Below are 25,069 nucleotides of genomic sequence, written 5' to 3' on the forward strand. Positions count from 1 at the left end.
TTGTCCACTTCCGGCTGCTGTGTGGCGTCTTGTGCTGACTGTCAGCACAAGACGCTTTGAGCCCGGTGCCGATGGTGACCGCGCTGACCTGCACTTTTTCAAAGGCCTTGTGACGCGGCCAGTGGCTTGAAACACTTAACAAAACACCGATCGCCAGAGTAATCAGAGACCCAGAGCAGCTCATTCGGCCGACGCGACTGATGCTTTGCTGCCCAAGCGAATCAGTTCATTGGAGAAACACAGGCCGAGGATGATCAGTGCCGCTCCTGCATACAGGCTTTCACGGGGAACTTCATTGAGCGCCACAAACGCCAGCAGCGCGGCGAACAGCGGCTCGGTCAGCTCCAGGGCTTGCACTTGGGATGGCTTGAGATATTCGATGGCCTTGGTAGTGCAGAAGAAGCCCAGGATGGTCGGCAGCGTGGCCAGCGCCAGCAGGGCGGCGATCGCCAGCGGCGACAGCTCGCCCATTGTGAATCCATCGGCTGCCGCTGGCAGCAGCAGGTACAGGCCGCCGAAGAACAACAATTGGCGAGTGAAATGCAGTCCTCCCGACACCCCCATGCGCTTCATGGCAACCGAAAAGGCCCCATAGCCGCAGCCGGCCATGGCGGCAAGCGCCGCACCTTGCAGGGTAAAACCCTGCTGCAGGTCGCCGCCGAAGATCACTGAGATCCCGGCGATGGCCAGTGCGGCGCCAACGGTGGCGTTCGCGGTGATGGGATCCTTGAGGAAAATGCGCCCCAGAATGATCGAGGAAATGGAAGCGCTGGCCATCAGGACCACCACCACACCTGCTGCCGCGTAGTGTCGATAGGCGGAGGTTTCGAAGTGGAACAGCACAAAGATGCCAAGAAATGCGCAGATAGCTGCCTGGATCCATTGGCTCGATTTCTCCGGGCGCTTGAGGAAAAACAGCAAGATTGATAGCAGCACGCAACCCAGTAGGGTCTTGATGACAGCGACACTGCTCGCGGTGAAATCATTATTCATGAGGACTTTGCTGAGTACACCGATCGTTGCGTTCAGTGCCGCAGCGCACAGTGCAAATATGACGCCTTTGCTGAAAGTGGATGGCATCGATGACGATCCCTGTCGCTGAATGGTTGTTCGATAGAATGCCGCTCTACATCGGCGGCGCACAGTTTGAGTGGACGAAACTCCCGGCACTCCCGGTGGTGATGGGGGGGTAAGTGAGTTCGTCCGGCAGGACACTGCCGACCTTGAAGGGAGAGGTCAGCCGGCCTGACCCTTGGCCATGCAATGAGCGTTGACGAAGGTTGCAGTGTGCTGCAACGACTGACGTATATCCGGTTTGGCTATGCCATGCCTGCTAGCAAATTGCTCGACGGCCGCGGTATCAAAACGAGTGGTCTGGATGAAGTCCAAGGCTTCGGGTTGGGTATTCATGAATCGCGCGACGGGAGGAATGCTCAGTAGCCACTTCAGCAGTCGGAGCGAAACGTGATGCTTGGGAGACTTCAAGCCCAAAGGTTGTGCCACCTGCACCAACATTTCTCGCAAGTTGGGCGTTTGCGCATCCAGCGCCAGCAGTTCCTGGCCCGCCATGGCCGGATCAAAAGCACTCGCCGTCATCAGCTCCACCAGGTAGTCCACGGTGACCAGTGGCAGCCAGTGCCTGGCGGTACCGGGCACGGCCGTGAGCTTTCCCTGCACCAGGTTGCGTATCAGCGCCACCAGCGGCTGGCCGTCGAGGATATGCCCCGTGCGGCTGTGGCCACACACTGTCGCGGGGTGGACAACGGTCAGCTCTCCGCCCTTGGCGGACATGGTCTCCAGGGTCACAAAATGCGCTTCCAGCTTGCTCGCCTCGTAACCACCGACATGCCGGTAAAGCGCAGGCCAATCGGTCCGCTGCGGATGGTGAGGATCGATGCCGATGCGTCGCAGGTGTTCATGATTTTGCAGCATGTAGCCGCCGATCATCACCAACCGGCTGTTTTGCTCAGCCGCCAGCAGCGCCACGCGCTTGGCCCCTGCCACGTTCACCGCACGAGACTGCGCCAGGGAAAGCCCCCAAGCGAAGTGGGCGCCCAGGTGGAATACGATTCTGGCGTGCCTCAGCAGTTCTCGGTCGGCAGGACTCAGCCCGAGGTTGTCCCGTTCCAGATCGCCAGCCACGGCCAATACCCGGGTGCCACACCCGCCCAAATGCTCGACTTGCTCGCGCAGCGCAGCAAGCCGCTCGGGGCGACGCATCAACACTCGAACGGTGTGACCTTTTGCACTCAAGTGCGCCAGCAAATGTTGACCGATGAAGCCGGTACCCCCGGTGACAAAGCACTCCACACTCATTTCCCTGTTCCTTGTTGACGGTGAGAAATCAAGCGTAAACTATCGACCCAACTCTATGGTCAAGCGGTGTTTTCATGAAAATTGGCGAAATCGAGGCCCGTAGCGGCGCCAGCCGCCATACGCTGCGTTACTACGAGCAAATCGGCCTGATCTCATCGCTGCGGCGAACGAACAACTATCGTGTTTACACAGAGCAAACTCTGCAGGACCTGGACTTTATCCAGCGCGCGCAAAGCATGGGGTTTTCCCTGGGGGAAATAGGCGAGATTCTGAATGCGCAGCGCAACAAGCTGATCGACTGTGCCGAGGGCGCCAAGCTCATTGAAAAGAAAATGGCAGAGATCAAACAGAAAATCGCCAACTTCCAGAGCATTTATCGGTATCTGAATGAAGAGCGTGCAAAGCTCGAAGCCAGTGCTGCCGAGCAACTTGAGCTGCAGCGGCTGAACAACGCTTCCATCTGAACGCTCAGCGACTGAAGAAGGGAAACCATCGAGTCCGCGGCCCGCTGTTTGAGGCTGAAGTTCAAAGAACCAGTGGCGAGCATGAACTCAGAATCAGGCTCGGCAGGGCTTGTTGGCGTTCAGCGCGCATTCAATCAGGTGAGTTGATTGCCCCGCGCAGGCAGTTGCCAGGAGTCGACTGCTATCACTACAGGAAAGCACTTTTACATGTCATACCGACTTGTCATTTTCGACTTTGACGGCACGCTCGCTGATTCCTTTCCGTTCTTTGTTTCAGTGTTTAACCAGGTTGCTGACAGGCACGCATTCAGTCGGATTCACCCACAAGAGTTGGACTGTCTGCGCAAGCTAGGGGCGCGCGAGATCATGGCCCATCCGGGAATGCCCCGCTGGAAGTTGCCCATGGTGGCGCGAACCTTCATGGGCCTGATGAAGAAGCATCAAAGCGCGATCCCACTGTTTGACAACATTGCCCAGACCCTGAGTCATCTTGATGAGAAGGGACTGATTCTGGCGGTGGTGTCTTCCAACTCGCGAGAGAACATCACGCACATCTTGGGCGCCAGTTGTCGACATATCCGGGCCCTCGAGTGCGGCGTCTCCATTTTCGGCAAGGCGTCTCGCTTGCGCCGTGTCATGCGCCGGTTCGATGTCGAGCGAGAACAGGTTATCTACATCGGCGACCAGACTATGGATGGTGAAGCCGCGGCGACTGCCGGTATCGCCTTTGGCGCGGTGGCCTGGGGATATGGAGCATACGATGCATTCCACCGTCTTCAGCCCCCAGAGTGGTTCGCCGATGTGAGCGAGTTCGGCGGCTATGCGCGAAATAGGCTGGGAGGCGGCTGTGCGGCGCGTGGTCTATGTCAGCTCCGTCGCCTCGGTTGGGTGCAAGGGTCAGCGCCTGGATGAAAGCAGTTGGAGCCGCGATCAGCAAACCCCGTACTGCCGCTCGAAAATCCTCTCTGAGCGCGCCGCCTGGCGCAACAGCACTTTCGACTAGCGCGCACAACTCATCTAGGCGTGCAAATGCTTTTTCAGGAACGACCGGGTTCGTTCGTGAGTCGGGTTCTGCAGGATCTCTTGTGGCGCGCCTTCCTCGACCACCACGCCACCGTCCATGAAGATGATCCGGTCCGCCACTTCGCCGGCAAAGCGCATTTCATGGGTGACGATCAACATGGTCATGTGTTCGGCGGCGAGTTGCTTCATGACCTGGTTGACCTCTTCCACCAGCTCGGGGTCCAGCGCCGAGGTGGCTTCATCGAACAGCATGACCTTGGGGCGCATCGCCAGGGCCCTGGCAATGGCCACGCGCTGTTTCTGCCCGCCGGACAGGCGAGAAGGGTACTCGTCGAACTTGTTGGCCAGGCCGACCTTCGACAGGTACTCCATGGCCAGCTCGCGAGCGGCTGGCCTGGTCAGCCCTTTGAGCTTGATCGGGCCTAGGGCGATGTTTTCATGCACGGTCAGGTGCGGGAACAGGTTGAAGTGCTGGAACACCATGCCCATCTGCTGGCGCACGCTATTGATGTGCTGTTCAAAGGCTCGACCTTTCAAGGGGCGGTTGACGTGTTCGCCTTCCAGCCAGATCTCCCCCTCGTTCAGCACTTCCAGGTGATTGATCGAGCGCAGCAGGGTGCTTTTACCCGAACCACTGGGGCCGATGATGGCGATGATCTGCCCGCGCGAGACAGACAGATCGATGCCTTTGAGCACTTCAAGCGCGCCATAAGCCTTGCGCGCACCCTTGACTTCAACCATGAGCTTTTCTGTGGTCATCGTGACATCTCTACCTTGGTTTCAAGAAGGTGCAGGCCGGCTTCCAGGACAAGATTGACCGCGTAATAAATCACCGCGACGGCCAGATAGAACTCGAACGGGCTGTAGGTCTCGCTCACGGCGCGCTGGGCGCTGTAGACCAGTTCGGCAATGCCGATGATCGACACCAGGGAGGTGTCCTTCAGGAGCACGATCAGGTTGTTGCCCAGGGGCGCCAGGGTACTGCGCAGGGCTTGCGGCACAATCACGTAGCGCTGAGCCTGGCTGCGGCTCAGGCCAATGGAGCGCGCGCCTTCAATCTGCCCCGGATCGACCGACAGGACCCCGGCACGAATGACGTCGGCGTTGTAGACGGCGAAGTGCAGGCTCAGGCCGATGATGCCAGCCATCAATGCCGGGATATCGATCCCCACTTGCACCAGGCCGTAATAGAACAGGTACAGCTGAAGCAGCAGGGGCGTGCCCATCAGCAGCCAGGTCATGAAGCGTATGGGAAGGGATACCAGTTTGGGGGTGTAGAGCACGATAAGGGCGAAGGCTATGCCCGCCATCAGGCTCAATACGCTGGAGCAGAGAAACAAGACGATGGTCCACCAGAGTCCGGTTGCCAGCAGCTCGGAATAGGGGGTGAGGATACTGAGATCGAGGCTTTGCATTGACGCGTCTCACTTTGCCGCGAAGCGTTTGTCGAGGTGGTCAACCAGCAATCTGACCGTGTAGACCATGGCGATATACAAAATGGCCGACACCATGAAGATCTCGAATGGCTTGTAGGTGGAGCTGATAAAGCGCTGCGCTGTATAGGAGAGTTCCACCACCGAGATGGTCGACACCAGGGCCGAGCCCTTGATCAGCGCGACCGCATTGACCCCCAGTGGCCTGATCATCAGCTTGGCGGTTTGCGGCAGGGTGATCAGCCACAGGGTCTGGCCCTTGCCGAAACCGATTGAGCGGGCCGCTTCGACCTGGCCGGGATCGACGTTGCTGATGGCGCCGCGAATGGATTCGGCCATGTAGGCCGCGATGTTCAGGCCCAGGCCGATGACGCCAGCGGAAAACGGCTCCAGCTCAAGGCCGATCTGCGGGCCGCCAAAGTAGAGGAGGAAGAGTTGGACCAGGCAGGGCGTGCCGCGAAAAACGCTGATGTAGACCCTGGCCAGGCAGCGAAGCAGGAAAAAGCCGGACAGCCGGGCCGCCACCAGCACGATGGCGACCAGCAGGCCCAGCAGCAGTGCCAGTAGCGAAACGTGCACCGTGACCCAGGCCGCCTCCAGAAAAAACGGCAGGGTGCGCTGTATGAGTGTCAGATCCATGGGCAGGCTCGAAAAGGTCAGGTTGACCGGCCCGACCACAGGTCGAGCCAGGCTGAAGAGGAGTCAGCGAATGTCCTTGCCGATCCACTTCATCGAGATCTTTTCGTAGCTGCCATCGGCGAGCATGTCGTTCAGTGCCTGCTGCATCGCCGCCTTGAGCTCGGGGTTGTTCTTGCGCAGCGCAATGCCCATGCCTTCAACCCCACCGTCACTGTCGGGTGGCGTGATGATGCGCACTTTCTGCCCGGTTTCCTTGACGGCCACCAGTACCGGAACGCTGTCCATCACCAGCGCGTCGAGGCGCCCGGCTTCCAGGTCGACCAGCATCTCGGGAAGCCCTTTGTAGGTCTTGACCTTCAGGTTGCCGCGCGCCCTGGCCCATTTGTCGTGGGCATCGCCGAGGGTGACGCCCACCGTCACATCCTTCAGGTCAGCCAGGCTGTTGATCGGCGAGTCTTCCTTCACCACGATGGTGCGGCCGGCGTGGTAATAGGGGCCGACGAAATCCACGGCCCTCAGGCGTTCAGGGGTGATGGTCATGGAGGCGATGATGGCGTCGTATTTCTTGGCCAGGAGCCCGGCAATGATCCCGTCGAAGGGCGTGGTGACAATGCTGACCTTCACCCCAAGCCGCTGGGCCAGGGCTTCGCTGATGGAGGCGTCGAAGCCGACGATCTGGTTCTGCTCGTTGGCAAAGCTGAAGGGCGAGTATTGCCCGCTCATGGCGATGCGGATTTCTCTGGATTCCCGGATCGATTGCAAGTCATCAGCCTGAGCGGCTGCGGGGCAGAGGAGCGCCGCGGCGGCGACGGTGGATGCGGCAAGCAGACCCTTGAGCGTTCTGGTTAGCATGGGATGGCACCTTTGAAGAATTATTATTTTTTGTTGTGGGCTCTTCACCCTGGCCTCGGGAAAAGCTTTGCACAGGTCATTGCGCAAAGCACCCGGCAAGGTGTCCGCGTGCCGGACACATTGCCGGAGTTGGCCGACACTATGTCGGCCAGCCCGGTTTGGGGCGCTGCGGCCTCGATCCTGATGCTCTAGCGCAGTGCCGCCTTGAAGCTTTCGTCCAGGACCTCAAGCAGGAAGTCGGCATTCTTCTGGCTGAAAATCATCGAGGGGCGCATTTTCAGTACGTTGTCGTAGGGGCCTTCGGTGCCGATCAGAATCCCGCGCTCCCGGGCACCATCGGCGACCTTTCTGGCCAGTTGCGTAGCGGGAGCCTTGCTCTTGCGATCGGTGACCAGTTCAATCCCGAGGAACAGCCCCAGGCCGCGTACGTCGCCAATGGCATCGTAGCGCTGCTGCAGCGTGCGAAAGCCATCGAGCAAGTAGTTGCCCACCGTCAGTGCGTTGAGTTTCAGGTTGTCGCGTTCAATCACATCGAGAACGCTGAGCCCCACGGCACAGGAAACCGGGTTGCCGGCGAAGGTGTTGAAGTATTCCATGCCATTGTTGAAGCTGTCGGCGATCTCGCGGGTGGTCACCACTGCCGACATCGGGTGCCCGTTGCCAATGGGTTTGCCCATGGACACCGCATCGGGCACCACGCCCTGGGTTTCAAAGGCCCACCAGTGGCTGCCCACTCGACCAAAGCCGACCTGGACTTCATCGGCCAGGCACAGGCCGCCCTCGGCACGCACCATTGCATAGACTTCCTGCAAGTAGTTTTCCGGGAAAAACAGTTGCCCGGCGACGCTGGGAATGGACTCCGCGAGAAAGAACGCCGGGGCCCGGCCCTGCTTGCGCATGCTATCGATCTGCTCGGCGACACTTTGCGCGAAACGCTTGCCCAGCTCCTCGACCGGCCAGTGATCCGCAGCGCGGTAGGCATCCGGCACGGCCGCCTCGAATACGTGTTCTGCACGGCCTTTGCCGGCCTTGCGCTTGTACTTGTAGGGGCTGAGGTCGATCAGCTCCTGGGTGGTGCCGTGGTAGGCCCAGTCCAGCACGATGGCATCGTTGCGCCCGGTGTGATTGCGCGCCATGCGCAGCATCAGGCTATTGGCTTCGCTGCCTGAACAGCCGAAGGAGGCCACCGCCAGGCCTTCGGGCAAGGTCTCGGTGAGCCGCTCGGCGTACTCCACGATGTTGTCGTGCAGGTAACGGGTGTTGGTGTTCAGGCGTGAAGCCTGGCGCGCCAGGGCCTGCACCACGTCGGGATGGGAGTGGCCCAGGTGGCAGACGTTGTTGAAGCAGTCCAGGTAGGCCCGGCCAAAGTTGTCTATCAACCAGACCCCATCACCGCGTACGAACTTGATCGGGTCCGAGTAGGAAATCGACAAGTTGGGCAGCAGCAGTTGTTTACGCTTGGCCACGATCTCTGCTTTGCTTCTGCCTTCCTGGCTGTAGGTTTCCGCAGGGATTCCGGCCAGGGTCGATGCATCCGGGAACAGGTCGGCCCACACCTCAAGGTAGGCGCGCTCACCGACGCCGATGAACTCGCTCGCTTGCAGCTGGGTATCGGTGGACATCTGGAAGTGCACATGGGGCAGCCAGCCGCCGTTTTCCGTGTCTGCGCCCATGTGGCCCACCAGGGCGCCCGCCTCAAGACGGTCCCCGGGCTTGAGGCGGGTCAGCGCTTCGTGGGCCATGTGCCCCCACAGGGTCAGGAACGGCGGGCAGCCCTCAGGCGAATGCTCAAGCATGATCAAGCCGCCATAGCCCAGCGGTTCACGCTCGACCTCGACGCTGCGCACTACGCCGGCAAGCGGTGTGTACAGCGGCGTTCCGGCCGGCATGATCAAGTCGACGCCCAGGTGAATGATCCGACGTTGCCCTGCAATGAAGCGCGATTCAAATGCCGCATCGGTGTAGATGGTCCGTTCTTCGCCCCAGGGGCCGATGCCCAGTGGCACTTGATGTTCAGCCGCAAAATCGTTCCACCATTTCGCCGCCTCTGCCGGACGCTGCTCGGCGGAGGCGACCGTCAGCACATGGGCGGCATCGGCGAACGGCACAATGGCCTTGTTCAGGGTCGCCGCCGCCGGATGCACGATGTCCGCGAAGGCGTGGCGGTTTTCATCCACCCAGCGGCGAACCGCCCCGGCACCTTCTATCGCGTCATAGCCGCAGGCCTTGCGCAGGATCGCCGTCGCCAGGCGCGGGTTCATGCGGTCCATTTTTTCCAGCAGGCGCCAGGCCGGGGCTTCGCTGATGGCCAGGTAAGGATTGTCCTGGGTCTGCTCGTGGCGCGAGGCCGACAAGGTGACGCTGATGACCAGGCGCATGGCGATCAGGTTGAACAGCACGTCCAGTTCTTGCGGCTGAAGCGGGTAGCGCTCGTGGAAGCCGGCGGTGAGGGCGGCGGCCGCGCCGATGGGGTCCTCCATGTCGAGAATGGAGTAGGCGCAGGTGATGGCGACTTCGGCAATCAGCACCGTATGCACGGCATCGCCAAAGTCGATGATGCCCGAGACCTGCTGATGAGTCTGCGGGTCGACGAGGATGTTCCAGTCATTGCCGTCATTGTGAATGACCTGCGTGCGCAACCGCGCAAGCCTGGGTTGCACGGTGTTTTCGAACGCGGAAATGAAGCGCTCCAGAATGGCTCGTCGGCCAGGGTCCTTGACGAAATGCAGGCGCGATCTGGAGCGCGCGGCGTGCCGCAGGTCCCAGTCCAGGTCGCGCACCGCACCGGGATGCATGAAGCCCTGCAACGCACGATCCATGTCGGCGAACGATTGGCCCAGGCTGCGCATGAGGGCGAAGGTGCGCTTGACCTCGGCCAGGGGAGTGCCGTGCAGCCAGCTCACCAGGCGCACCGCATGGGTTTCACCGGAGGGCGCCACGGCCGAGGCGAGGAAGCCACCGGCAAGGCTCTTCTTCAGCTGCGGCACGGCAAGCTCGGGGTTGTAGCTGGCGAGGTGGCTGAGGATGGCCGTCTGCAGCTCGCTTTCAGTTCGCGGTTCACTCGAATTGACCACCTTCAGAATCCACCCCGCATCGCTTGCAGTGTTCAACCGGTAGTTGCAGTCGCGCTCGCCATCCAGGGGCGAGGCCGTGGCGACGACATTGAAAAGCTGCTCGGCCAGTTGTTCGGCATCGCGGGGCGAGAACTGCGGGGCGGGATGGGAAAGGTTGGTCATGGTAATGGTTTTCCAAGTTATTGTTTTCAGTTAGCTTGGCATGCGAAATCCTTGACGGCAGTAGGTATGCGGTCGGCGTTGGCCTGCATATTGTCGGAATCGACCGGCACAAATTCGGTAGTCAAAGTGAGGAGTCTTGATGCGCGACCTGGACGTGAAAGATCGCGAAATACTGGACATTCTGTCTAAAGAAGCGCGGATTGCCCTGAAGGCCCTGGCCGCGAGAATCGGACTGTCCAGAAGCGCCACCAGCGAGCGTGTCCTCAACCTTGAGCGCAATGGCGTGATCAGGGGCTACCGGGCGGATATTGGCGAAATCGACGCCAACGTGATTCGCGCCATGTTTCTGGTGTGCCTGAAACGCACGCCGGCCATCAGCCTGCTGGACATGCTGGCCCAGCACTCCCAGGTGCGACGCATCTCTTCGGTCAGTGGCCAGCTCGATCTGGTGATCGAGATCGAATCCCGGACCATTGATGACCTGAACCGAGTCCGGGATGCCGTAGCCAGTCACGAGTCCGTTGAGGACATCACCACGGCTGTGGTTCTTCGCCGCGATATCGATCGACAGACATCCTGATTCGCCGCTGTACAACTCCCGCACTGAAACAATAAAATGAGAAGCATTATCATTAATGCGAATCTCCCATGCACAACCACAGCCTCTCTTCGCCCGTCGCCCAGTTGTATGCGAACCATCACGGCTGGCTGCGGGGCTGGCTGCACCGGCGCCTGGGGCACAGTGCCGATGCCGAGGACCTGGCCCATGACACCTTTATCCGGGTGCTGCGCTCCCAGGAGGATGTGCGTGAGTTGCGCCAGCCCATGGCGTTCCTGGCCACCATTGCCAACGGCCTGCTGATCAATCGCTGGCGCCGCCAGGCGATCGAACGGGCTTATCTGGAAGCCCTGGCGGCGCGGCCGGTGGGGGAGGAGCCTTCGCCGGAGGAGCGGCATCTGATGATCGAGACCCTGTTGCAGCTGGATTCGCTGCTGGTGGGGTTGTCGTCGCGGGTGCGGCAGATTTTCTTTCTGTCCCAGCTCGATGGCCTGACCTATCCGCAGATCGCTGCGCAGTTGGGCTTGACCGTGGCCCAGGTGCAGCGGGCCATGGGCAAGGCGTTCAGTGTCTGTTACGCGAGCCGTTTTGAATGAGTGGCGCTGCGGTCGATCCCCGAGTGCGGGACAACGCCATCGATTGGCTGGTGCGGATGCAGTCCGGGCTGATGAGCGCCGCGGACCATCAGGCCCTGCAGCAGTGGCGGCAAGCCAGCCTCGAGCATGAATACGCGTGGCAGCGGGTCAGCAGCCTGCCGCTGATGTTGCAGCCAGGGGCCAATCTGTTGGCCGATGCCACGGCGCGCCGGGCATTGCAAGCGGCGGGCGCGGATCCGCAGCGACGGCGACAGGTGCTCAAGTGCCTGCTGGCCCTGGGGCTGTTGGGGGGCATTTCCTGGCAGGGGGCGGATTCCACCCTGGTGCGCTCAGCTCTGGCCAGTTATCGCACCGGCGTCGGCGAGCGACGCCATTGGGCCCTGGCCGACGGTGGCTCGCTATGGCTGAACACCGCCAGTGCGGTGAACCTGGACCTGAGCGCCCGGCAGCGCAGCCTGCAATTGATCGAGGGCGAACTGGCCCTGGACACCCCGGCGGCCTCTGCATCCCTGCAACTGTCGACCCCGGATGCGGTGCTCTATAGCCGTGGTGCCAACCTGCTGGTGCGTCACGATCGCCTGGGCACCCAGGTGACGGTGTTGCGCGGGCTGGTGCAGGTGAGCGCACGGCAGCACCCAGCACCGCTGGCGTTGCAGGCCGGCTGGCAAACCCGAGTCGATGGCCGGGGAGCAGGGCGGCCAAGCCCCATCGATACGTTTCTGGCCCAGGCCTGGATGCGCGGCATCCTGCCCGCCGAGCGCATGCGCCTGGATCAGTTGCTGGCAGAGCTGTCGCGCTATCGCCCGGGCTTCTTGCGTTGCAGCGAAGCCGTGGCGGGCCTGCGCGTAACCGGCAGTTTTCAGTTGGACGACACCGATGCCGCCCTGGCCCTGGTAGCCAATACCTTGCCGGTGCGCATTGAGCGAAGAACCCGTTACTGGGTGACCGTGGTGCCGGCCTGAAACTTTTTTTTCACCGGCGCGATAGTTTTTTCGATCTGGCTTGGCCTTCAGGTATTACCCACCGGCACAGGTGGGTTTCGATCCCTAGGAGCCCTGCATGATTTTCCCTGCTCGTGTCTTGCGTACCCATACCTTCGGCCTGCTGTTGCTCGGTTTGCAGCCGCTCTGTAGTGAAGTGGTGTTGGCTGCCGGCGAGCGCCACTACAGCATCGGCGCCGGTCCCCTGGACCAGGTGCTGTCGCGCTTTGGCGCCGAGGCGGGCATCAGCATGGCCGGCAGTGCGCTGCTCACCGCAGGCAAGACCAGCCAGGGCCTGCAAGGGGATTTCAATACCGAGGCGGGCTTGAACCAGCTGCTGTCGGGCACCGGCCTGGGCTACGTGCGCCAGGCCGACGGCGGCTATGCCTTGCGCCTGCGCCTTGATGCGGTGTCGCTGCCGACCCAGAAGGTCAAGGGCGAAAATCCTGACGAGGAAGAGGTGTACCGGGCACCGCGTTCATCGGTGTACATCTCTGCCGACGACATGCAGCGCTTTGGCGTGGTGTCGGTGGGCGACATGCTCAAGGGCCAGCCCGGGGTCCAGGTCGGTGACAGCCGCAATGGCGGCGGCCTGGATGTGAACATCCGCGGCATCCAGGGCCAGAGCCGGGTGGCGGTGACGGTGGATGGTTCGCAGCAGGCGCTGGATGTCTATCGCGGTTATGCCGGGACCCAGCAACGCAGCTACATCGACCCGGACATGATCAGCGACATCGCCATCGACAAGGGCCCGAGCCTGACCTCCAGTGCCATAGGCGGCACGGTGAAGATGCGCACCCTCGGGGTCGGCGACATCCTCAAGGACGGTCAGAATATCGGCCTGCGCCTCAAGGGTGATGTCTGGAACAACGGTGTGGCCCCGGCCTCCCGCGATCCGCACTCCAAGACCCAGGACCTGTACTCCGAGCCGCATCAGAGCCGCGGCGGGCTGTTCGGCTCGGAGGCCGAGGCCGGCAGTGCCGCGTTCGCCTATTCCCATGAATTCTTCGATGTGGTGGCGGCCTACGCCCATCGCAATCAGGGCAACTATTTCGCCGGCAAGAAGGGCCAGGATCGCTACCGCACCTATGACCGTTACGGCGATGAAGAGACCAGCGTCGCCACCACCTACAACGCCGGGGAAGAGGTGCTGAACTCCTCGTCGAAGACCGAATCCTGGCTGCTCAAGACCACCCTGCGCCCGGCGGACGGCCACACCTTCGACCTGGGCTACCGGCGCTACGACGGACGTATCGGCGAGATCATGCCCTCGGACATCTTCCGTTTCGGCACTGGTGGCATCTACCAGTACCCCCTGGGCCACACCCAGATCGACACCTACACCGCGCGCTACAACTACCTGCCTGCAGGCAACCCGCTGGTGGACCTGAGCGCCGACCTGTGGATGACCGATGCGCAGACCAGCCAGTTGACCGCCGTCTCGGCGCCGGCATCCCAGGCCTACCGTTCGGACCGCAACTGGAGCCGCCAGGCCGATCGCCGGGTGGGCGGTGGCCTGGCCAATACCTCGCGTTTCGAGACCGGCTACGGCGACTTGAAGCTGGACCTGGGCAGCTCGTTCCAGCTGGAGGAACTGCGCCCGCAGAAAAGCGTGGCCACCACCCAGGACGATATCAACGCCAACCGCATGCTGCGCGAAGGTTCGCGGCAGGAGTTCAGTTTCAACGGCAAGCTGGAGTACAAGCCGGTGGACAGCCTCACCCTGTGGGGCGGCGGGCGCTACACCCACTATCGCAGCAAGGATCACGTGCCCACGGCCACGGCGCGTCGCGAGGAACGTGACCTGCGCTACCTGCGGGTTTCCAACGGCGACAATTCCGGCAACATGATGTGGTTCCCCGACCAGAACGGCCAGTACACCGACGCCACCGACCCGCGCCTGAACAACGGCATCGTCTTCCAGAACACCAACTTCCCCTTCGAGGGCGTGCGCTACAACGACTTTGGCGCCACCGACTCCACGGTCTATCCGTCCCAGGTCGGCGAGGTGGTCACCGGCTACAACTACTCCGGCAAGAACAGCAACAGCGGTGGCGCCTTTGCCCCGGCCTTCGGTATCAATATCGAAGTGCTGCCGGACACCTTCGTGTATGCCTCGTACACCCAGGGCTTTCGCATGCCGTCGCTGTTCGAAACCAGCCAGGGCGTGCAGCAGACGATGCCCGGCAAGGGCCTCAAGCCCGAGCGTTCGAGCAACTGGGAGATCGGCGCCAGCACCCTGCAAAAGGGCCTGCTGGTGGATGACGACTCGGCGGCGTTCAAGCTGGCCTACTTCAACAACACCATCAAGAACTACATCACCCGCTACTACGACCCGAGCCCGGGCCTGTGGGGCCTGATGCGCTTCAGCAACACCGACAGCTACAAAACCAGCGGCCTGGAACTGCAGACCCGCTACGATGCCGGGCGGGTGTTTGCCGACCTGTCGTCCACCTACTACCTGAAGACCGAAACCTGCGACGCGGCTTTCGCGGCCACCCTGCGCGCCACCAGCAATCCCTACCAGAAAACCGCCGACACCCCGGACTGCACCCCGGGCAGCTTCATGGGCTCCTACACCAACACCCAGAACCCGCCACGCTTTGCCGGCAACCTGACCACTGGCCTGCGCTTCTTTGACCAGAGCCTGACCCTCGGTACGCGCATCACCTACACCTCCGGCCCCACGGTTACCGCCGACAAGCCCTGGCAGACCGGCGCCACCACGCCGCAACTGAACTACCGCGAAGTGGCGCTGTTCGATCTGTTCCTCAACTACAAACTGAAGGAAGACGCCAGCCTCAACGTGTCGCTGCAGAACCTCACCGACCGCTACTACCTGGACCCGCTGGCGCAGAGCTTCATGCCGGCACCGGGGCGTACGCTGCGGGTGGGGATGCAGGCGAAGTTCTAGAATGCGGGCGGCCTTCTCCGGACCAGGCAGCAAGGTGCGGCCTTGCCGCACCGGCCTTTTACTGCGGCGGGTCGACGCAGTAAAGTAGGCCGCTTTCGCCCCCATTGGCCGGCACTCGCCCCTGACCTGAGCGGTATTGCCAAAGGGATCTGGCCCTCGCTGCGTTACAGATAAGGATATCCAATGAAGCCCCTGGTAAAGCGTCTCCGCCCCCTGGCTGTTCTGGTTTCAGTCACGCTCTTGAGTGCCTGTGCCCCGCTGGGCAGTTCCGACCTCAATGGCAGCGCCACGCAGAACCCGACCAACCAGCTCCTGGAAACCATCGATGGCGCGACCCGGGACGGTATGTCCGTGGTGCTGGTGCCGGCGCTCATGCCCAACAAGAGCGTGACCGACCTCTCCAGCTATTCCCATCGCGTGATCTTCAGCAACAAGGACCAGCCGGGCCAGGGCTACATGCAGTCCTTCGCCAATAACGACCTGGAGAAAATCAAGGAAACCGTATTTCTCTGGGACTTCCTTGAAGTGCACATCGTCCCGCCGGGAACCTACCTGATGTCCGGCGGCATTGATTACAGGATCGACAGCAGCCTGGCCCAGGTAGGCGCCGCGAAGGGCCAGCCGGCCAGCAGTGCCCGTGGTTCGGTGGACATGTCTGCGGTGCTGTATCGCCAGTTCGTCAAGGAACAATACTGGCGCGACGCTTCCTACGCGGATACCACCCACACCCAGAATGTCTGCAGTACCGTGCATGTCGCCTCCGGCCAGTGCGTGGCCTGGCAAGAGCAGCAATACAACACGCGCCGGCAGGTGTCGGAAGGCGGTTGGACCGAAGGCACCAAGATCCGTGATGTCCAGTCCGTCAAGTTGAAGGCACAGATCCCCGACGCCTACGCGCCCCTGGCCTTCAGTATCCAGCCCGGCCAGATACTGCTCAGCGACCGCTTCCACCTGAAAACCCCGGCCGTGAGCTACGACAAGAAGACTTGCAAGGCTATCGACCCGCAGAACATCAAATGCGCACTGCGGGATATCCAGATCTACGTGAGGCCGGCACCCGTGGAACTGGTCAAGAAGTTCAGCGACAAGGAGCTGGCGAATGTCAACGACACAGGCCGCCGGGTGCTGGCGCGTATCGAACCGATGAAAACCCGCCTGCAAGGGGACACCGGCATGGAAGACCTGGTGTGGGGCATCCCGGTTTCCCTGAAGAAAACCGCCAGGTAAGGGGGCTTGCCTTGGGGCGCGGAGAACAGCGCGCAGCGCCACGGGCCATTGCTAGTTGAAGGAGCTGCGCAAGCCTTTGATGACCTGTTCGATGGAGGGCCCTTGAATGGCCGGCGGTTGCGGGTTTTCGCCGAATTCGCGCCAGATGAACAGGGTCAGTTCCGCCCCGTCAGTCAATGACAGGGCGTTTTCCTCATGGGCGAAAGTTTCAAGCAGCCGGTAGCGCTGATCGCTCCAGAACAGCTCCTCGACCCAGGGGTACACCGGAATAAAGTGGAAATGGATGGGGTAGCCGGGGGCATGGCCGAACCGGCTGATGTACAGCCACTTGGGTTTGAGCTGCAGCTCCAGGTTTTTCTGCACCCTGGCGAGCAGGCCGCCCAACTCCGTCAGGGCGCTCTCGGGCAGATCGGCCAGTGAATTGACCCGGGATCGCGAGCCCAGCATCAGGTAGCCGGGCAGGGCGGACGACAGGTGATGATTGAGCACCCAATGGTCGGTTTGCAGAATGATGAACTCGGGGGCTATGCCCACCTGCTGGGCGGTGTTCAAGGCATGGGCTCCTGTTCGGGAAGGTCGCTCTTGTATTCGCCCCACTGCATGTACGCGTAGTACCGGGTCATTGCTTCGAAGTGGCTGGGGGCTTCCACTTCCCACACAAGCCGGGCGTCGGGGTGAAGCAGTTTGCGTGCGGTGTTTCCCTGTGGGCCGCTCAGACAGAAGGTCTGGCAGTCATCCGGTTCCATCCAGAGTTGGTAGTTCATCTCTTGCGCTTCTGAGTGTGGGGGAGGCTATCGTCGTTGTGGCTCGACCAATCTAGATCGAGCCGACCGAACGCAGGTATTTCCGTGCCTGAGGGCTGGAGATCTTTTCGGGTTCAAGCACATACAGCGAGCTCCAGAGCGGCGGTAAACCCAGTTCCTCCATGTAGGACGTGAAGCTGTTGAAAGGCTCGGTGCCAATGACCTCGGCGCTGAGCCAGAGCAACTCGCACTCCTGGCAAAGGTGCAGGATTTCCTGCGTTGCCCGCACTTGAACCTGGGTTACTTCGCCTTGTTCACATTCCGGACACAGCATTTTTTCACCTCCCAAATGGGCGCGCAGTCTATCACTGACCAGGTTGCACGCGGCCAGCAACGAAGGTCTGCCTGCGCTCAGAAACCCGCCATGGAGGACGCTGCTTTCGACCCTGTCCGGAGCGGGCCTTTGCGGCACCCGCATCCCCGGCCCCGGTCGCATAAATTTGAAATGCCCGGCATTGCTCGCCAGAATCGCCCCCCGATCCGGCACAAGGTGCCGGACCTTGGTGGTGAAAAGGGGCAGCAGTTGAATCAGCAGACATTGTCCATGCGCCTGGCGCGCGTGGCGGCGCATGTACCAACCGGCGCACGCCTGGCCGATATCGGCTCGGATCACGGCTATCTGCCGGTGGCCTTGCTGCTGCGCGGCAGCATCAGCGCGGCGGTGGCCGGAGAGGTGGCGTTGACGCCGTTCCACGCGGCCCGGCGCACGGTGCGCGACAACGGCCTGGAGCAGCAGGTCAGCGTGCGCCTGGCCGATGGCCTGGCGGCGATCGAACCGGGCGACGCCATCAGCGCCATCAGCCTGTGCGGCATGGGTGGCGAGACCATCCGTGACCTGCTGCAAGCCGGCAAGGCGCGCCTCAATGGCCAGGAGCGGTTGATCCTGCAGCCCAACGGTGGCGAGCAGCCCCTGCGCCAGTGGCTGATGGACAACGGCTACCGCATCCTGTGCGAAGAGGTGCTGCGGGAAAACCGTTTCGACTACGAAATCATCGTCGCCGAGCGCACAGGGCCGGTGAGCTACAGCCCCCGGGAGCTGTACTTCGGCCCTCTGCAACTGCAGGCCCGCAGCCCGGCGTTCCTGGCCAAATGGCAGCGCCTGCTGCGCCTGAAACAGCGCACCCTGGAAAACTTCAGCCGGGCACAGGCGGTGCCCGAAGAGAAGGTGCAGGACATGGCCCGGCAGGTGCGCTGGATCAGCGAGTTGCTGGGCTGAGTGCGCCAGGCGGCCGCTTGCCAGGGCCCGGTGCCAATCACCGCCGGCCCGTACGACACGCTACCGAGCCGCGCAATGTCCCACGCTCAGCGCGTTGCCGGCTCCAGGCCTTATGCCTGGGGCTGGATGGCCGGCGGCGTCGAAACCTGTTGCAGGAACCGTTCGATCAGCCATCGCGCCGCCGGGCCCGGCGGCGTGTCGCTGCGGTAGATGGCGTCGAAGGGGTAGATCCCGCTTTGATATTCCGGAAGATTCAGGCGCACCAGCCGGCCGCTGCGCAGGTCCTCCTCGACCATGGGCCGCGGCATGTTGCCCCAGCCGATGCCGGCACGCAGCAACATGTGCTTGGCGCCCAGGTCCGCCAGCCGCCAGGTGCGGTTGCTCAGCACCGCGAAATCCCTGCCCCGGGTCAGCGTCGAGCGGTCCGACAGCACCAGCTGGATGAATTCGCGCCCGGCGCCGGTCAGGTTGGCATCGCTGACGGCCAGGGGATGATCCGGCGCGGCCACCGGAATCAGCTCGACACTGCCCACCCCGATTTTTTCGATCCCGTCGATGCTTTCGTTCATCGGCCCACTGATGCCGACGACTGCGCCGCGCTCGATCACCCGCTCGGTGACTGCTCCCAGGGCTTCCATGTGCAGGTGCAGGGCCACCGTGGGAAAGGCTTCGCGAAAGGCCTTGAGGGCGTCCACCACACGCTCGGGGGCCAGCATCACATCGAGCACCAGGTGGACCTCGGCCTCCAGGCCTTGCAACAGGCCCCTGACCTTGGCACGCAGGCCATGGACGCCGTTGGCGATGGTCCTGGCCTCTACGAGCACGGTGCGTCCGGCCTCGGTGAGTTGCGGCTTGCGCGTGCTCTGGCGGTCGAACAGCGAGACCCCGAGCTGCATTTCCAGGTTGGCGATGGAGTAGCTGATGACGGACGTAGCGCGGTGCAGTTTTCTTGCGGCGCCGGCGAAGCTGCCGACTTCCACCACGGTCAGGAATACGCGCAATTGGTCCAGCGTCGGGGTGCCGGGGTCGGAGATCATCTCGGGTTCCTTGAGCGTTATCGGCGTTGACGCCCCGGCAGTGTGATCGATTCCAGCCGGGGAGGGGGTGAGGCAGTGTCCAGTGAGCGTTGTATTCTTGCCTATTTTATCGAACCTAATGATCTAAATTAGTCGGCTATTCAGAGAAGCTGTGGCGGCGCAAGCTTTCTTCACCCGGGCGATTCATCTCGGATCGCACCCAACTGAAGGAAATACCTCATGTCCGCTTCTGCCCATATTGCTCAACCCGACACTCGCCAACAAAGCCGCTCCGATACTCCCCAGGCCGTGGCCGCACTGGCTGGCCGAGTGCTGCTCAGCGCGATCTTCCTGCTGTCCGGCGTCTCGAAGCTGGCGGCACCGGCGATGATGATCGGTTACATCGGCTCTGTCGGCTTGCCATTTCCGCAGCTGGCCCTGGCCCTGGCGGTCATCGTTGAAATCGGCGGCGGCCTGGCCCTGGTCGCTGGCTGGCGGACCCGCACTGTCGCGGCATTGCTGGCGTTGTTCAGCGTGGTCACTGCCTTGGCCTTCCATAACGCACTGGGCGACCAGAACCAGTTCATCCACTTCTTCAAGAACCTGGCCATGGCCGGTGGCCTGTTGCAGGTCGTGGCGTTCGGTGCCGGTCGTTTCAGCCTCGACGCCCGCCGTCGCTGATCACCCGCCAGCGGGGGCCGGTTCCCTCGCGGCGGTTGCGGTTTCCCTGTGTTTTCTTGCCTGATCGAGGTGTCCATGAAAGCCATACGTGCCTACCAATACGGCAGTCCCGATGTCCTGCGCCTGGAAGAAGTTGCCGACCCTGTGGCCGGCGAAGGTGAAGTGCTGATCGATGTCGCCGGTGCTGGAGTCAACCCTATCGACTGGAAGATCCTGTCCGGTGCCATGCAGGCATTCATCCCGCTGCCACTGCCTTTCACCCCGGGGGTCGAGGTGGCCGGGCGGGTGCTTGCCACCGGCCGGGGCGCCAGCCGGTTCGAGGTCGGTGACCGGGTGTTCGGTTTCATCAACATCACGGGCGGCTATGCCGGCAAGGCGGTTGCCCGGGAATCCACGCTGGCGTTGCTGCCCCGTTCCCTCACTGCGTTGCAGGCCGGCGCCGTGCCCGCCACGGCGCTGACCGCCTGGCAGGCCTTGACCGAGCATGCCGGCGTGCAGCCCGGGCAGAAGGTGTTGATCCATGCCGCGGCAGGAGGTGTGGGCAGCATGGCGGTGCAGATCGCCAAGTACCTGGGGGCCGAGGTCATCGCCAGCGCTTCGGCGGACAACCATGCCTACCTCAAAGGGCTAGGGGCCGATCAGGTCATCGACTATCGCCGCCAGGATTTCACTCAATGGCGGCCCGCGGTCGATGTGGTCCTGGACCTGGTGGGGGAGCAAACCCAGGCGCTGTCGTTCGCCCTGTTGAAACGGCACGGGGTGCTGGTTTCCCCGGTGAGCCAGCCCGACATCACCCTGGCCAACGACTATGGCGTGACCCCGGTGAATTTCGCCACCCGTGGTGATGGTGGCCAGTTGGCGAGGATTGCCGAGCTGTTCGACCAGGGCCGCTTGCAGGTCGCTGTCCAAGCCTTCCCCCTGAGTGACGCCCCGCAGGCGCTGGAAAAAAGCAGGGGCCGCCATGGCCATGGCAGGCTGGTCCTCGACATGGCCCGCTGATCGCTTGGCGGGCTCCCAGAACAGCCGGCACCACCGGCAAGCCAGGGCGGCGGTCCAGGGTACGGGCCTGCCGCTTGCGGCATTGGCGAGGGCTAACCGGCGGGCCTGATGCCGAAGGGGCCGTTGCAGTCAGCCCTGCACTGTCCAGAGCATGGTCTGCACCTGGATGTGGGGGTGGCTTTGCAGAGGCTCCCACTCATCAATGAACGCGAACCCCTGGCGCAGATAGAAACTCGCGGCCCTGGCATTGGCGGGGGAGACGTCGAGGAACACCCGCTCATGGCCTTGTTCCCGTGCGCGCGACTTCACCGCTTCCACCAGCCGGGCCGCCACGCCGGAGCCACGGGCCGCGGGTGCGACCCACATGCCGATCAGGTTGTAGCGGTTTGCCTCACTGACTGCGGCGCCGATCATTCCCAGGGGCTGGCCATCCTCGATGGCCAGCCAGAATGCGCTGGTCGCGCCCGAGGCACGTTCCTGCCACTGCTGGTCACTGTACCGGGCGGCACTCTGGTAGCTGACCCCGAACGCGGTCGGGGCGTCCTGCAGCGCGGCGAGACGAACTTGCTTCAACAGCCTCCAGTCCTTGGTTTGCGTCGGTCGAATATCCATGGTGGTCTTCAGGTCGAGTGAGGCAGCAACCTCTCACAAGGCTGGCGCAGGAACAAGCGCGTCTTGCCCGGTGCTGCGCTTGCCGGCGGCCTGCGCTTGCCATTTGCCAGCATCTTGTCGCTGATGAAACGCTGGCTATATGATCGCGCGTCATGCCATTGGCCACTTGCGTGGCCGGCGTTTCCTCATCGGTTCTACAGGGATGTTCCAGGGATGAAAATCAAGAGCAATACAGGTCTGCACAAGGAAGGCCGGCTGGCTGCGCGACTGGCCGGCTGGTTGCTGGCGCCGTGCATGCTGGCGGCTTCGATGCTGGCCCAGGCCGGTGCGCCGATCCCTCCCGGCGCAGTGCTGGCGGTGATGCAGAACGTCGAGGTGCCGGACCAGGATGAAGAGGTGGAGCTGGAAGACGGCGTTACCGCCACCTTCTGGTACGGCCAGGAGCTGGACTTCGACGGCAAGCACTACTACGCCACCTTTGTCTGGCACACCCGGGACCGCGCCGCCCGCGAGGGCGAGGATTTTGCCGCGCCGGAGGTTCAGGTACGGCTGGCCGATGCCACCTTCGAACTCACCAACCCGGGCCAGAAGCAGGCCTATTCCATCCGCAGCATCGAACGCAAGATCGGCTTCTTCGGCGGCCGCGAGAAGCCCGAGGAAGTGGACACCAAGCGCAAGGCCGTTGAGCACCGTACCGCTGACGGCCGCCTGCTACTGGCGGTGCCCACGGCCACTTTCGACAATGGGGTGATCACCATGGGCTACACCATGCTGGTGTTCAATCCGAACAAGAAACCCGAAGACGATGGCTGGGTCTGGTCCTACGTTGGCCAGGTGCGCACCGGCGAGGACAACTCCGCGGCCTGCGACGACGGCGCGGTCATGCCCTGCATCGGCAGCGACGGTGAGCTGAGCTTCGTCGCCGGCCAGGAGCCGCTGCCGCAGGTGCAGGTCAAGGTCAGCGGCACTACCTTCGAGGGCCCGGGAAAGGTCCGTTCGCTGGCGGCCGCAGACAACCTCACCTATGTCTACGACAGCAAGACCGAGCAGTACGTCAGCCGCTAGTTGCGACAGCGACGGCCAGGTAGCGCAGCCTTGCCAAACCCACGATCCTCCAGAGAGGATCGTGGGGCGCTTTCACCCCGGTCCGGCACAGCCATCATCCAAGGAAACGGCGAATGAGTACGCGTATCGACATGCTGATGAACCCGGGGCCGGAGGTGCGCGCTGCGATCCTCGAGCCCTTGCGGGCCCACAACCGGGCCCAGGCGGGCGATCCCAAGCCCGAGGCCATCGCCCTGGTGGTTCGCGACGAGCACAGCGGTGAGATTCTCGGTGGCCTGCAGGCGGAGATTTTCTATCGCTGGATGTTCATCGAGCTGCTGGCGGTCCCCGAGCAGACACGGGGCCAGGGCACGGGCTCGCAATTGCTGAACATGGCCGAGGAGCTGGCCCGGGAAAAGGGCTGTATCGGCATCTGGCTCGATACCTTCGACTTTCAGGCGCCGCAGTTCTATCAGCGGCATGGCTTCAGCGAATTCGGCCGGCTGGAGGATTTCCCGCCGCAGCACCGGCGTTTCTTCCTGCACAAACGCCTGGTCTGAACCCTCGAGCCCTGGCTGGCGAACCCGCATGCAGCGCGTTCCCGCAGCCTGGGCTGCGGCTACTCAGGCGTGAGCATCGACGCCGATCCGCGCCAGCAGCCAGTCCTGATAGAGCGCGGGGCTGTCGGTGGTCTGGCCGCCGTTTTTGGCAACGACCGTCTTGCCGTCCAGGCGCCCGATTTCCATCAGGTATTGCAGGCCCTTGAGCACATGGGTGGCGTCGTCCTTGCCCAGGGACTGCACATCGGGCAGTTGGACGGAGTTGCTCTTGTCGTCGAATGTCGCCCAGGTGGGGTTGGCTCTGTATTGGGCTATCAGTTTGGCGTCCGAGATTTGCGATTCATGAAAACTGGCGTCGATCTTCGCCTGCATTTGCGGCGTCGCATTCTCTACCTGGATTTTCATGGACTTCAGCGTGCCATTCTCCAGCGCCCTGGTGATTCCCTTGAGGCCCATGGCTACGAGGGATGTCGAGTTTGAGATGCTTCCTGTCATGAGACTGCTCCTGGGTGGGTTCTGGCCAAGCAGAGCAAAACCCGGGCCATGGGCCCTGAACATGATGCGGCGCGGTGTTGGCAGCGGCGCCAGCAGCGATGGCGGGCAGAAGTTGGCCGTAGTGGGCAAGGGATTGCCATTGGATCGCCTGCTTTTGCCAGCCACTACTGCCCCGAGGCGGATATCGACCCGTGTCCGCCGCCCTGGTGGCCGTGAAGAAAAACTCGATCTGCATGGCCAATCGGCGCACAGTGGCCACCTGTACTGTTGCCACTTCCGATTGCCCGCCCATGACCCAACCCCGAACCCCCACCGCACTCGCGGCCCTGATTGCCCGGCACACCCCGCACTCCGGCGACTTTCCCAGCGCCGTGCCCAACCTGACCTTGCACCGCCGTTCCACGCCGACCTCGGCCATTCCCTGCATCTACAGCCTGGGCCTGGGGGTGATTGCCCAGGGCGGCAAGCAGGTGCTGCTGCAGGAGGCGGTGATCAATTATCGGGCCGGGCAGGGCATGCTGACCAGCATCGACCAGCCGGTGGTGGCCCGGGTGACCGAGGGCTCGGCGGCCGAACCCTTCCTGGGCATGATGCTGACCCTGGACATGCACCAGATCCTGCAAACCGCCGCGCAGACGCAGCCGCCACCGCCTTCGCGGGCCAGCGATTATCGGACGGTGGTGGTGGATGAACTGGAGCCGGGGCTGGCCAGCGCTCTGGAGCGGCTGGTGGGCTTGCTCGACGAGCCGGCGCTGATTCCCCAGCTGGCGCCATTGATCCAGCAGGAAATCATCGTCCGGCTGTTGGCCGGGCCCTACAGCCTGGCGTTGCAGCAGTTGCTGGCGGTGGGTTCGCCGACCCAGCAGATCTTCAAGACCGTGGCCTGGCTCAAACAGAACTTCACCCAGCCGTTGCGCGTCGATGATCTGGCGCAGCGCGCCCATATGAGCCCGTCCACCTTCCGCCAGCATTTTCGCGCCATCATCGGCGTCAGCCCGCTGCAGTTCCACAAGCAGTTGCGCCTGCAGGAAGCCCGGCAGTTGATGCTCAGCCAGAACATCGATGCCGGGCGCGCCGCGGGGCTGGTGGGCTATGAAAGTGCTTCGCAGTTCAGCCGGGAATACAGCCGGGTGTTCGGCGCGCCGCCGCAGCGGGATATCCGCAGGATGCGCGAGGCCGGGTAAGGGCCAGGTTGCAGTGCAGGGTTCAGCGAAATAGGCAAACAGGCTGTGGCGCGGCTCTGGGCGCCTAACCATTCGATCCGCCACGGATAGGCTTGTTTCTAGCTGTTTGTGTTGCAGCGAAACAGCCTTCGGGGTGAACCGGCAGAATCCGCAAAACAGGCAAGCTTGCCGTCAGAATAGGCAAGGTTTCGCCGCGAGCCATTTCTATACTGGTGCCCGA

General features: G+C 62.6%; 26 protein-coding genes. 13 read left to right on the forward strand and 13 right to left on the reverse strand.

Translation table 11 applies throughout. The annotated features are described in order from the left end of the window. Window positions 1-180 precede the first annotated feature (180 nt). A complete protein-coding gene (locus tag A9971_RS31475; protein ID WP_015635129.1) occupies window positions 181-1,080 on the reverse strand; it encodes a DMT family transporter in 900 nt (299 codons plus the stop codon). A 156-nt stretch (window positions 1,081-1,236) separates the two neighbouring features. Then, window positions 1,237-2,316 carry an SDR family oxidoreductase gene (locus A9971_RS31480; protein WP_183000410.1) on the reverse strand — a complete coding sequence of 360 codons (1,080 nt, stop codon included), beginning with the start codon at window positions 2,314-2,316 and terminating at the stop codon, window positions 1,237-1,239. A gap of 74 nt (window positions 2,317-2,390) precedes the next feature. On the opposite strand from A9971_RS31480, the gene A9971_RS31485 reads away from it, so the two are divergent. Both A9971_RS31485 and A9971_RS31490 read left to right on the forward strand, forming a co-directional pair. Continuing rightward, window positions 2,391-2,780, forward strand: a complete 390-nt coding sequence (locus A9971_RS31485) for a MerR family transcriptional regulator (protein WP_183000411.1) — start codon at window positions 2,391-2,393, stop codon at window positions 2,778-2,780. Window positions 2,781-2,987: 207 nt separating this feature from the next. Continuing rightward, a complete protein-coding gene (locus A9971_RS31490; RefSeq protein WP_183000412.1) occupies window positions 2,988-3,692 on the forward strand; it encodes an HAD hydrolase-like protein in 705 nt (234 codons plus the stop codon). A gap of 105 nt (window positions 3,693-3,797) precedes the next feature. Here the strand turns inward: A9971_RS31490 and A9971_RS31495 are convergent, their stop codons facing one another. The 5 genes from A9971_RS31495 to A9971_RS31515 form a co-directional block, all read right to left on the reverse strand. Then, window positions 3,798-4,562, reverse strand: coding sequence for an amino acid ABC transporter ATP-binding protein (locus tag A9971_RS31495; protein ID WP_047285775.1), 765 nt, complete (start codon window positions 4,560-4,562; stop codon window positions 3,798-3,800). Beyond that, entirely contained in the window at window positions 4,559-5,218 is a 660-nt protein-coding gene (locus A9971_RS31500) for an amino acid ABC transporter permease (RefSeq protein ID WP_183000413.1), read from the reverse strand. The genes A9971_RS31495 and A9971_RS31500 overlap by 4 nt, the downstream gene beginning before the upstream one ends. 9 nt (window positions 5,219-5,227) lie before the next feature. Continuing rightward, window positions 5,228-5,875, reverse strand: coding sequence for an amino acid ABC transporter permease (locus tag A9971_RS31505; RefSeq protein ID WP_011060659.1), 648 nt, complete (start codon window positions 5,873-5,875; stop codon window positions 5,228-5,230). Between the two features lie 63 nt (window positions 5,876-5,938). Continuing rightward, window positions 5,939-6,727, reverse strand: a complete 789-nt coding sequence (locus A9971_RS31510; RefSeq protein WP_011060660.1) for an ABC transporter substrate-binding protein — start codon at window positions 6,725-6,727, stop codon at window positions 5,939-5,941. A 188-nt stretch (window positions 6,728-6,915) separates the two neighbouring features. After that, entirely contained in the window at window positions 6,916-9,963 is a 3,048-nt protein-coding gene (locus A9971_RS31515; RefSeq protein ID WP_183000414.1) for an aminotransferase class III-fold pyridoxal phosphate-dependent enzyme, read from the reverse strand. A gap of 139 nt (window positions 9,964-10,102) precedes the next feature. On the opposite strand from A9971_RS31515, the gene A9971_RS31520 reads away from it, so the two are divergent. The 5 genes from A9971_RS31520 to A9971_RS31540 all read left to right on the forward strand — a co-directional run bounded on the left by A9971_RS31520 (window position 10,103) and on the right by A9971_RS31540 (window position 16,239). Next, window positions 10,103-10,543, forward strand: a complete 441-nt coding sequence (locus tag A9971_RS31520; RefSeq protein ID WP_011060662.1) for an Lrp/AsnC family transcriptional regulator — start codon at window positions 10,103-10,105, stop codon at window positions 10,541-10,543. 68 nt (window positions 10,544-10,611) lie between these two features. Continuing rightward, entirely contained in the window at window positions 10,612-11,118 is a 507-nt protein-coding gene (locus tag A9971_RS31525; RefSeq protein WP_011060663.1) for a sigma-70 family RNA polymerase sigma factor, read from the forward strand. Beyond that, window positions 11,115-12,080: a FecR domain-containing protein gene (locus A9971_RS31530; protein WP_183000415.1), complete on the forward strand. Its 966-nt coding sequence runs from the start codon at window positions 11,115-11,117 to the stop codon at window positions 12,078-12,080. The genes A9971_RS31525 and A9971_RS31530 overlap by 4 nt, the downstream gene beginning before the upstream one ends. A 97-nt stretch (window positions 12,081-12,177) precedes the next feature. Further along, on the forward strand, window positions 12,178-15,012 hold the full coding sequence (locus A9971_RS31535) for a TonB-dependent receptor (protein WP_065363700.1): 2,835 nt from the start codon (window positions 12,178-12,180) through the stop codon (window positions 15,010-15,012). A 183-nt stretch (window positions 15,013-15,195) separates the two neighbouring features. After that, complete coding sequence (locus tag A9971_RS31540; protein WP_183000416.1) at window positions 15,196-16,239, forward strand: hypothetical protein; 1,044 nt, start codon at window positions 15,196-15,198, stop codon at window positions 16,237-16,239. 51 nt (window positions 16,240-16,290) lie between these two features. On the opposite strand, the gene A9971_RS31545 is transcribed toward A9971_RS31540, so the two are convergent. From A9971_RS31545 to A9971_RS33005, 3 genes are read right to left on the reverse strand one after another with little or no spacing between them, the layout of a single operon-like run. Next, window positions 16,291-16,773: an HIT family protein gene (locus A9971_RS31545; RefSeq protein WP_183000509.1), complete on the reverse strand. Its 483-nt coding sequence runs from the start codon at window positions 16,771-16,773 to the stop codon at window positions 16,291-16,293. A 14-nt stretch (window positions 16,774-16,787) separates the two neighbouring features. Then, window positions 16,788-17,003 carry a hypothetical protein gene (locus tag A9971_RS31550; protein WP_019095014.1) on the reverse strand — a complete coding sequence of 72 codons (216 nt, stop codon included), beginning with the start codon at window positions 17,001-17,003 and terminating at the stop codon, window positions 16,788-16,790. 52 nt (window positions 17,004-17,055) lie between these two features. Then, window positions 17,056-17,613: a hypothetical protein gene (locus tag A9971_RS33005; protein ID WP_259652311.1), complete on the reverse strand. Its 558-nt coding sequence runs from the start codon at window positions 17,611-17,613 to the stop codon at window positions 17,056-17,058. On the opposite strand from A9971_RS33005, the gene A9971_RS31555 reads away from it, so the two are divergent. Further along, the gene (locus A9971_RS31555) at window positions 17,566-18,258 is read left to right on the forward strand and encodes a tRNA (adenine(22)-N(1))-methyltransferase TrmK (RefSeq protein ID WP_026022876.1); all 693 of its coding nucleotides are present in this window, start codon (window positions 17,566-17,568) and stop codon (window positions 18,256-18,258) included. The two genes, A9971_RS33005 and A9971_RS31555, sit on opposite strands and share 48 nt — an antisense overlap. 110 nt (window positions 18,259-18,368) lie before the next feature. Here the strand turns inward: A9971_RS31555 and A9971_RS31560 are convergent, their stop codons facing one another. Then, complete coding sequence (locus A9971_RS31560) at window positions 18,369-19,295, reverse strand: LysR family transcriptional regulator (RefSeq protein ID WP_183000417.1); 927 nt, start codon at window positions 19,293-19,295, stop codon at window positions 18,369-18,371. Between the two features lie 219 nt (window positions 19,296-19,514). On the opposite strand from A9971_RS31560, the gene A9971_RS31565 reads away from it, so the two are divergent. Then, window positions 19,515-19,955: a DoxX family protein gene (locus A9971_RS31565; protein ID WP_011060672.1), complete on the forward strand. Its 441-nt coding sequence runs from the start codon at window positions 19,515-19,517 to the stop codon at window positions 19,953-19,955. 75 nt (window positions 19,956-20,030) lie between these two features. Next, window positions 20,031-20,954: an NADP-dependent oxidoreductase gene (locus A9971_RS31570; RefSeq protein WP_169893653.1), complete on the forward strand. Its 924-nt coding sequence runs from the start codon at window positions 20,031-20,033 to the stop codon at window positions 20,952-20,954. A 129-nt stretch (window positions 20,955-21,083) separates the two neighbouring features. Here A9971_RS31570 and A9971_RS31575 read toward each other — a convergent pair whose 3' ends face one another. Next, window positions 21,084-21,566 (reverse strand): GNAT family N-acetyltransferase, encoded by a 483-nt coding sequence (locus A9971_RS31575; RefSeq protein ID WP_015635142.1) that lies wholly within the window; start codon window positions 21,564-21,566, stop codon window positions 21,084-21,086. 213 nt (window positions 21,567-21,779) lie between these two features. Between A9971_RS31575 and A9971_RS31580 the strand changes: the two genes are divergently transcribed. Further along, window positions 21,780-22,631, forward strand: a complete 852-nt coding sequence (locus tag A9971_RS31580) for a hypothetical protein (RefSeq protein WP_183000418.1) — start codon at window positions 21,780-21,782, stop codon at window positions 22,629-22,631. A gap of 113 nt (window positions 22,632-22,744) precedes the next feature. Continuing rightward, window positions 22,745-23,170, forward strand: coding sequence for a GNAT family N-acetyltransferase (locus A9971_RS31585; RefSeq protein WP_011060675.1), 426 nt, complete (start codon window positions 22,745-22,747; stop codon window positions 23,168-23,170). A 63-nt stretch (window positions 23,171-23,233) separates the two neighbouring features. Here A9971_RS31585 and A9971_RS31590 read toward each other — a convergent pair whose 3' ends face one another. Further along, window positions 23,234-23,665, reverse strand: a complete 432-nt coding sequence (locus A9971_RS31590; protein WP_015635144.1) for a hypothetical protein — start codon at window positions 23,663-23,665, stop codon at window positions 23,234-23,236. Window positions 23,666-23,898: 233 nt separating this feature from the next. Between A9971_RS31590 and A9971_RS31595 the strand changes: the two genes are divergently transcribed. Continuing rightward, on the forward strand, window positions 23,899-24,849 hold the full coding sequence (locus tag A9971_RS31595) for an AraC family transcriptional regulator (RefSeq protein ID WP_183000510.1): 951 nt from the start codon (window positions 23,899-23,901) through the stop codon (window positions 24,847-24,849). Window positions 24,850-25,069: the final 220 nt, after the last annotated feature.

This window comes from Pseudomonas sp. UME65, assembly GCF_014170225.1.
In the GTDB taxonomy this organism is placed as follows: Bacteria; Pseudomonadota; Gammaproteobacteria; order Pseudomonadales; family Pseudomonadaceae; genus Aquipseudomonas; species Aquipseudomonas protegens.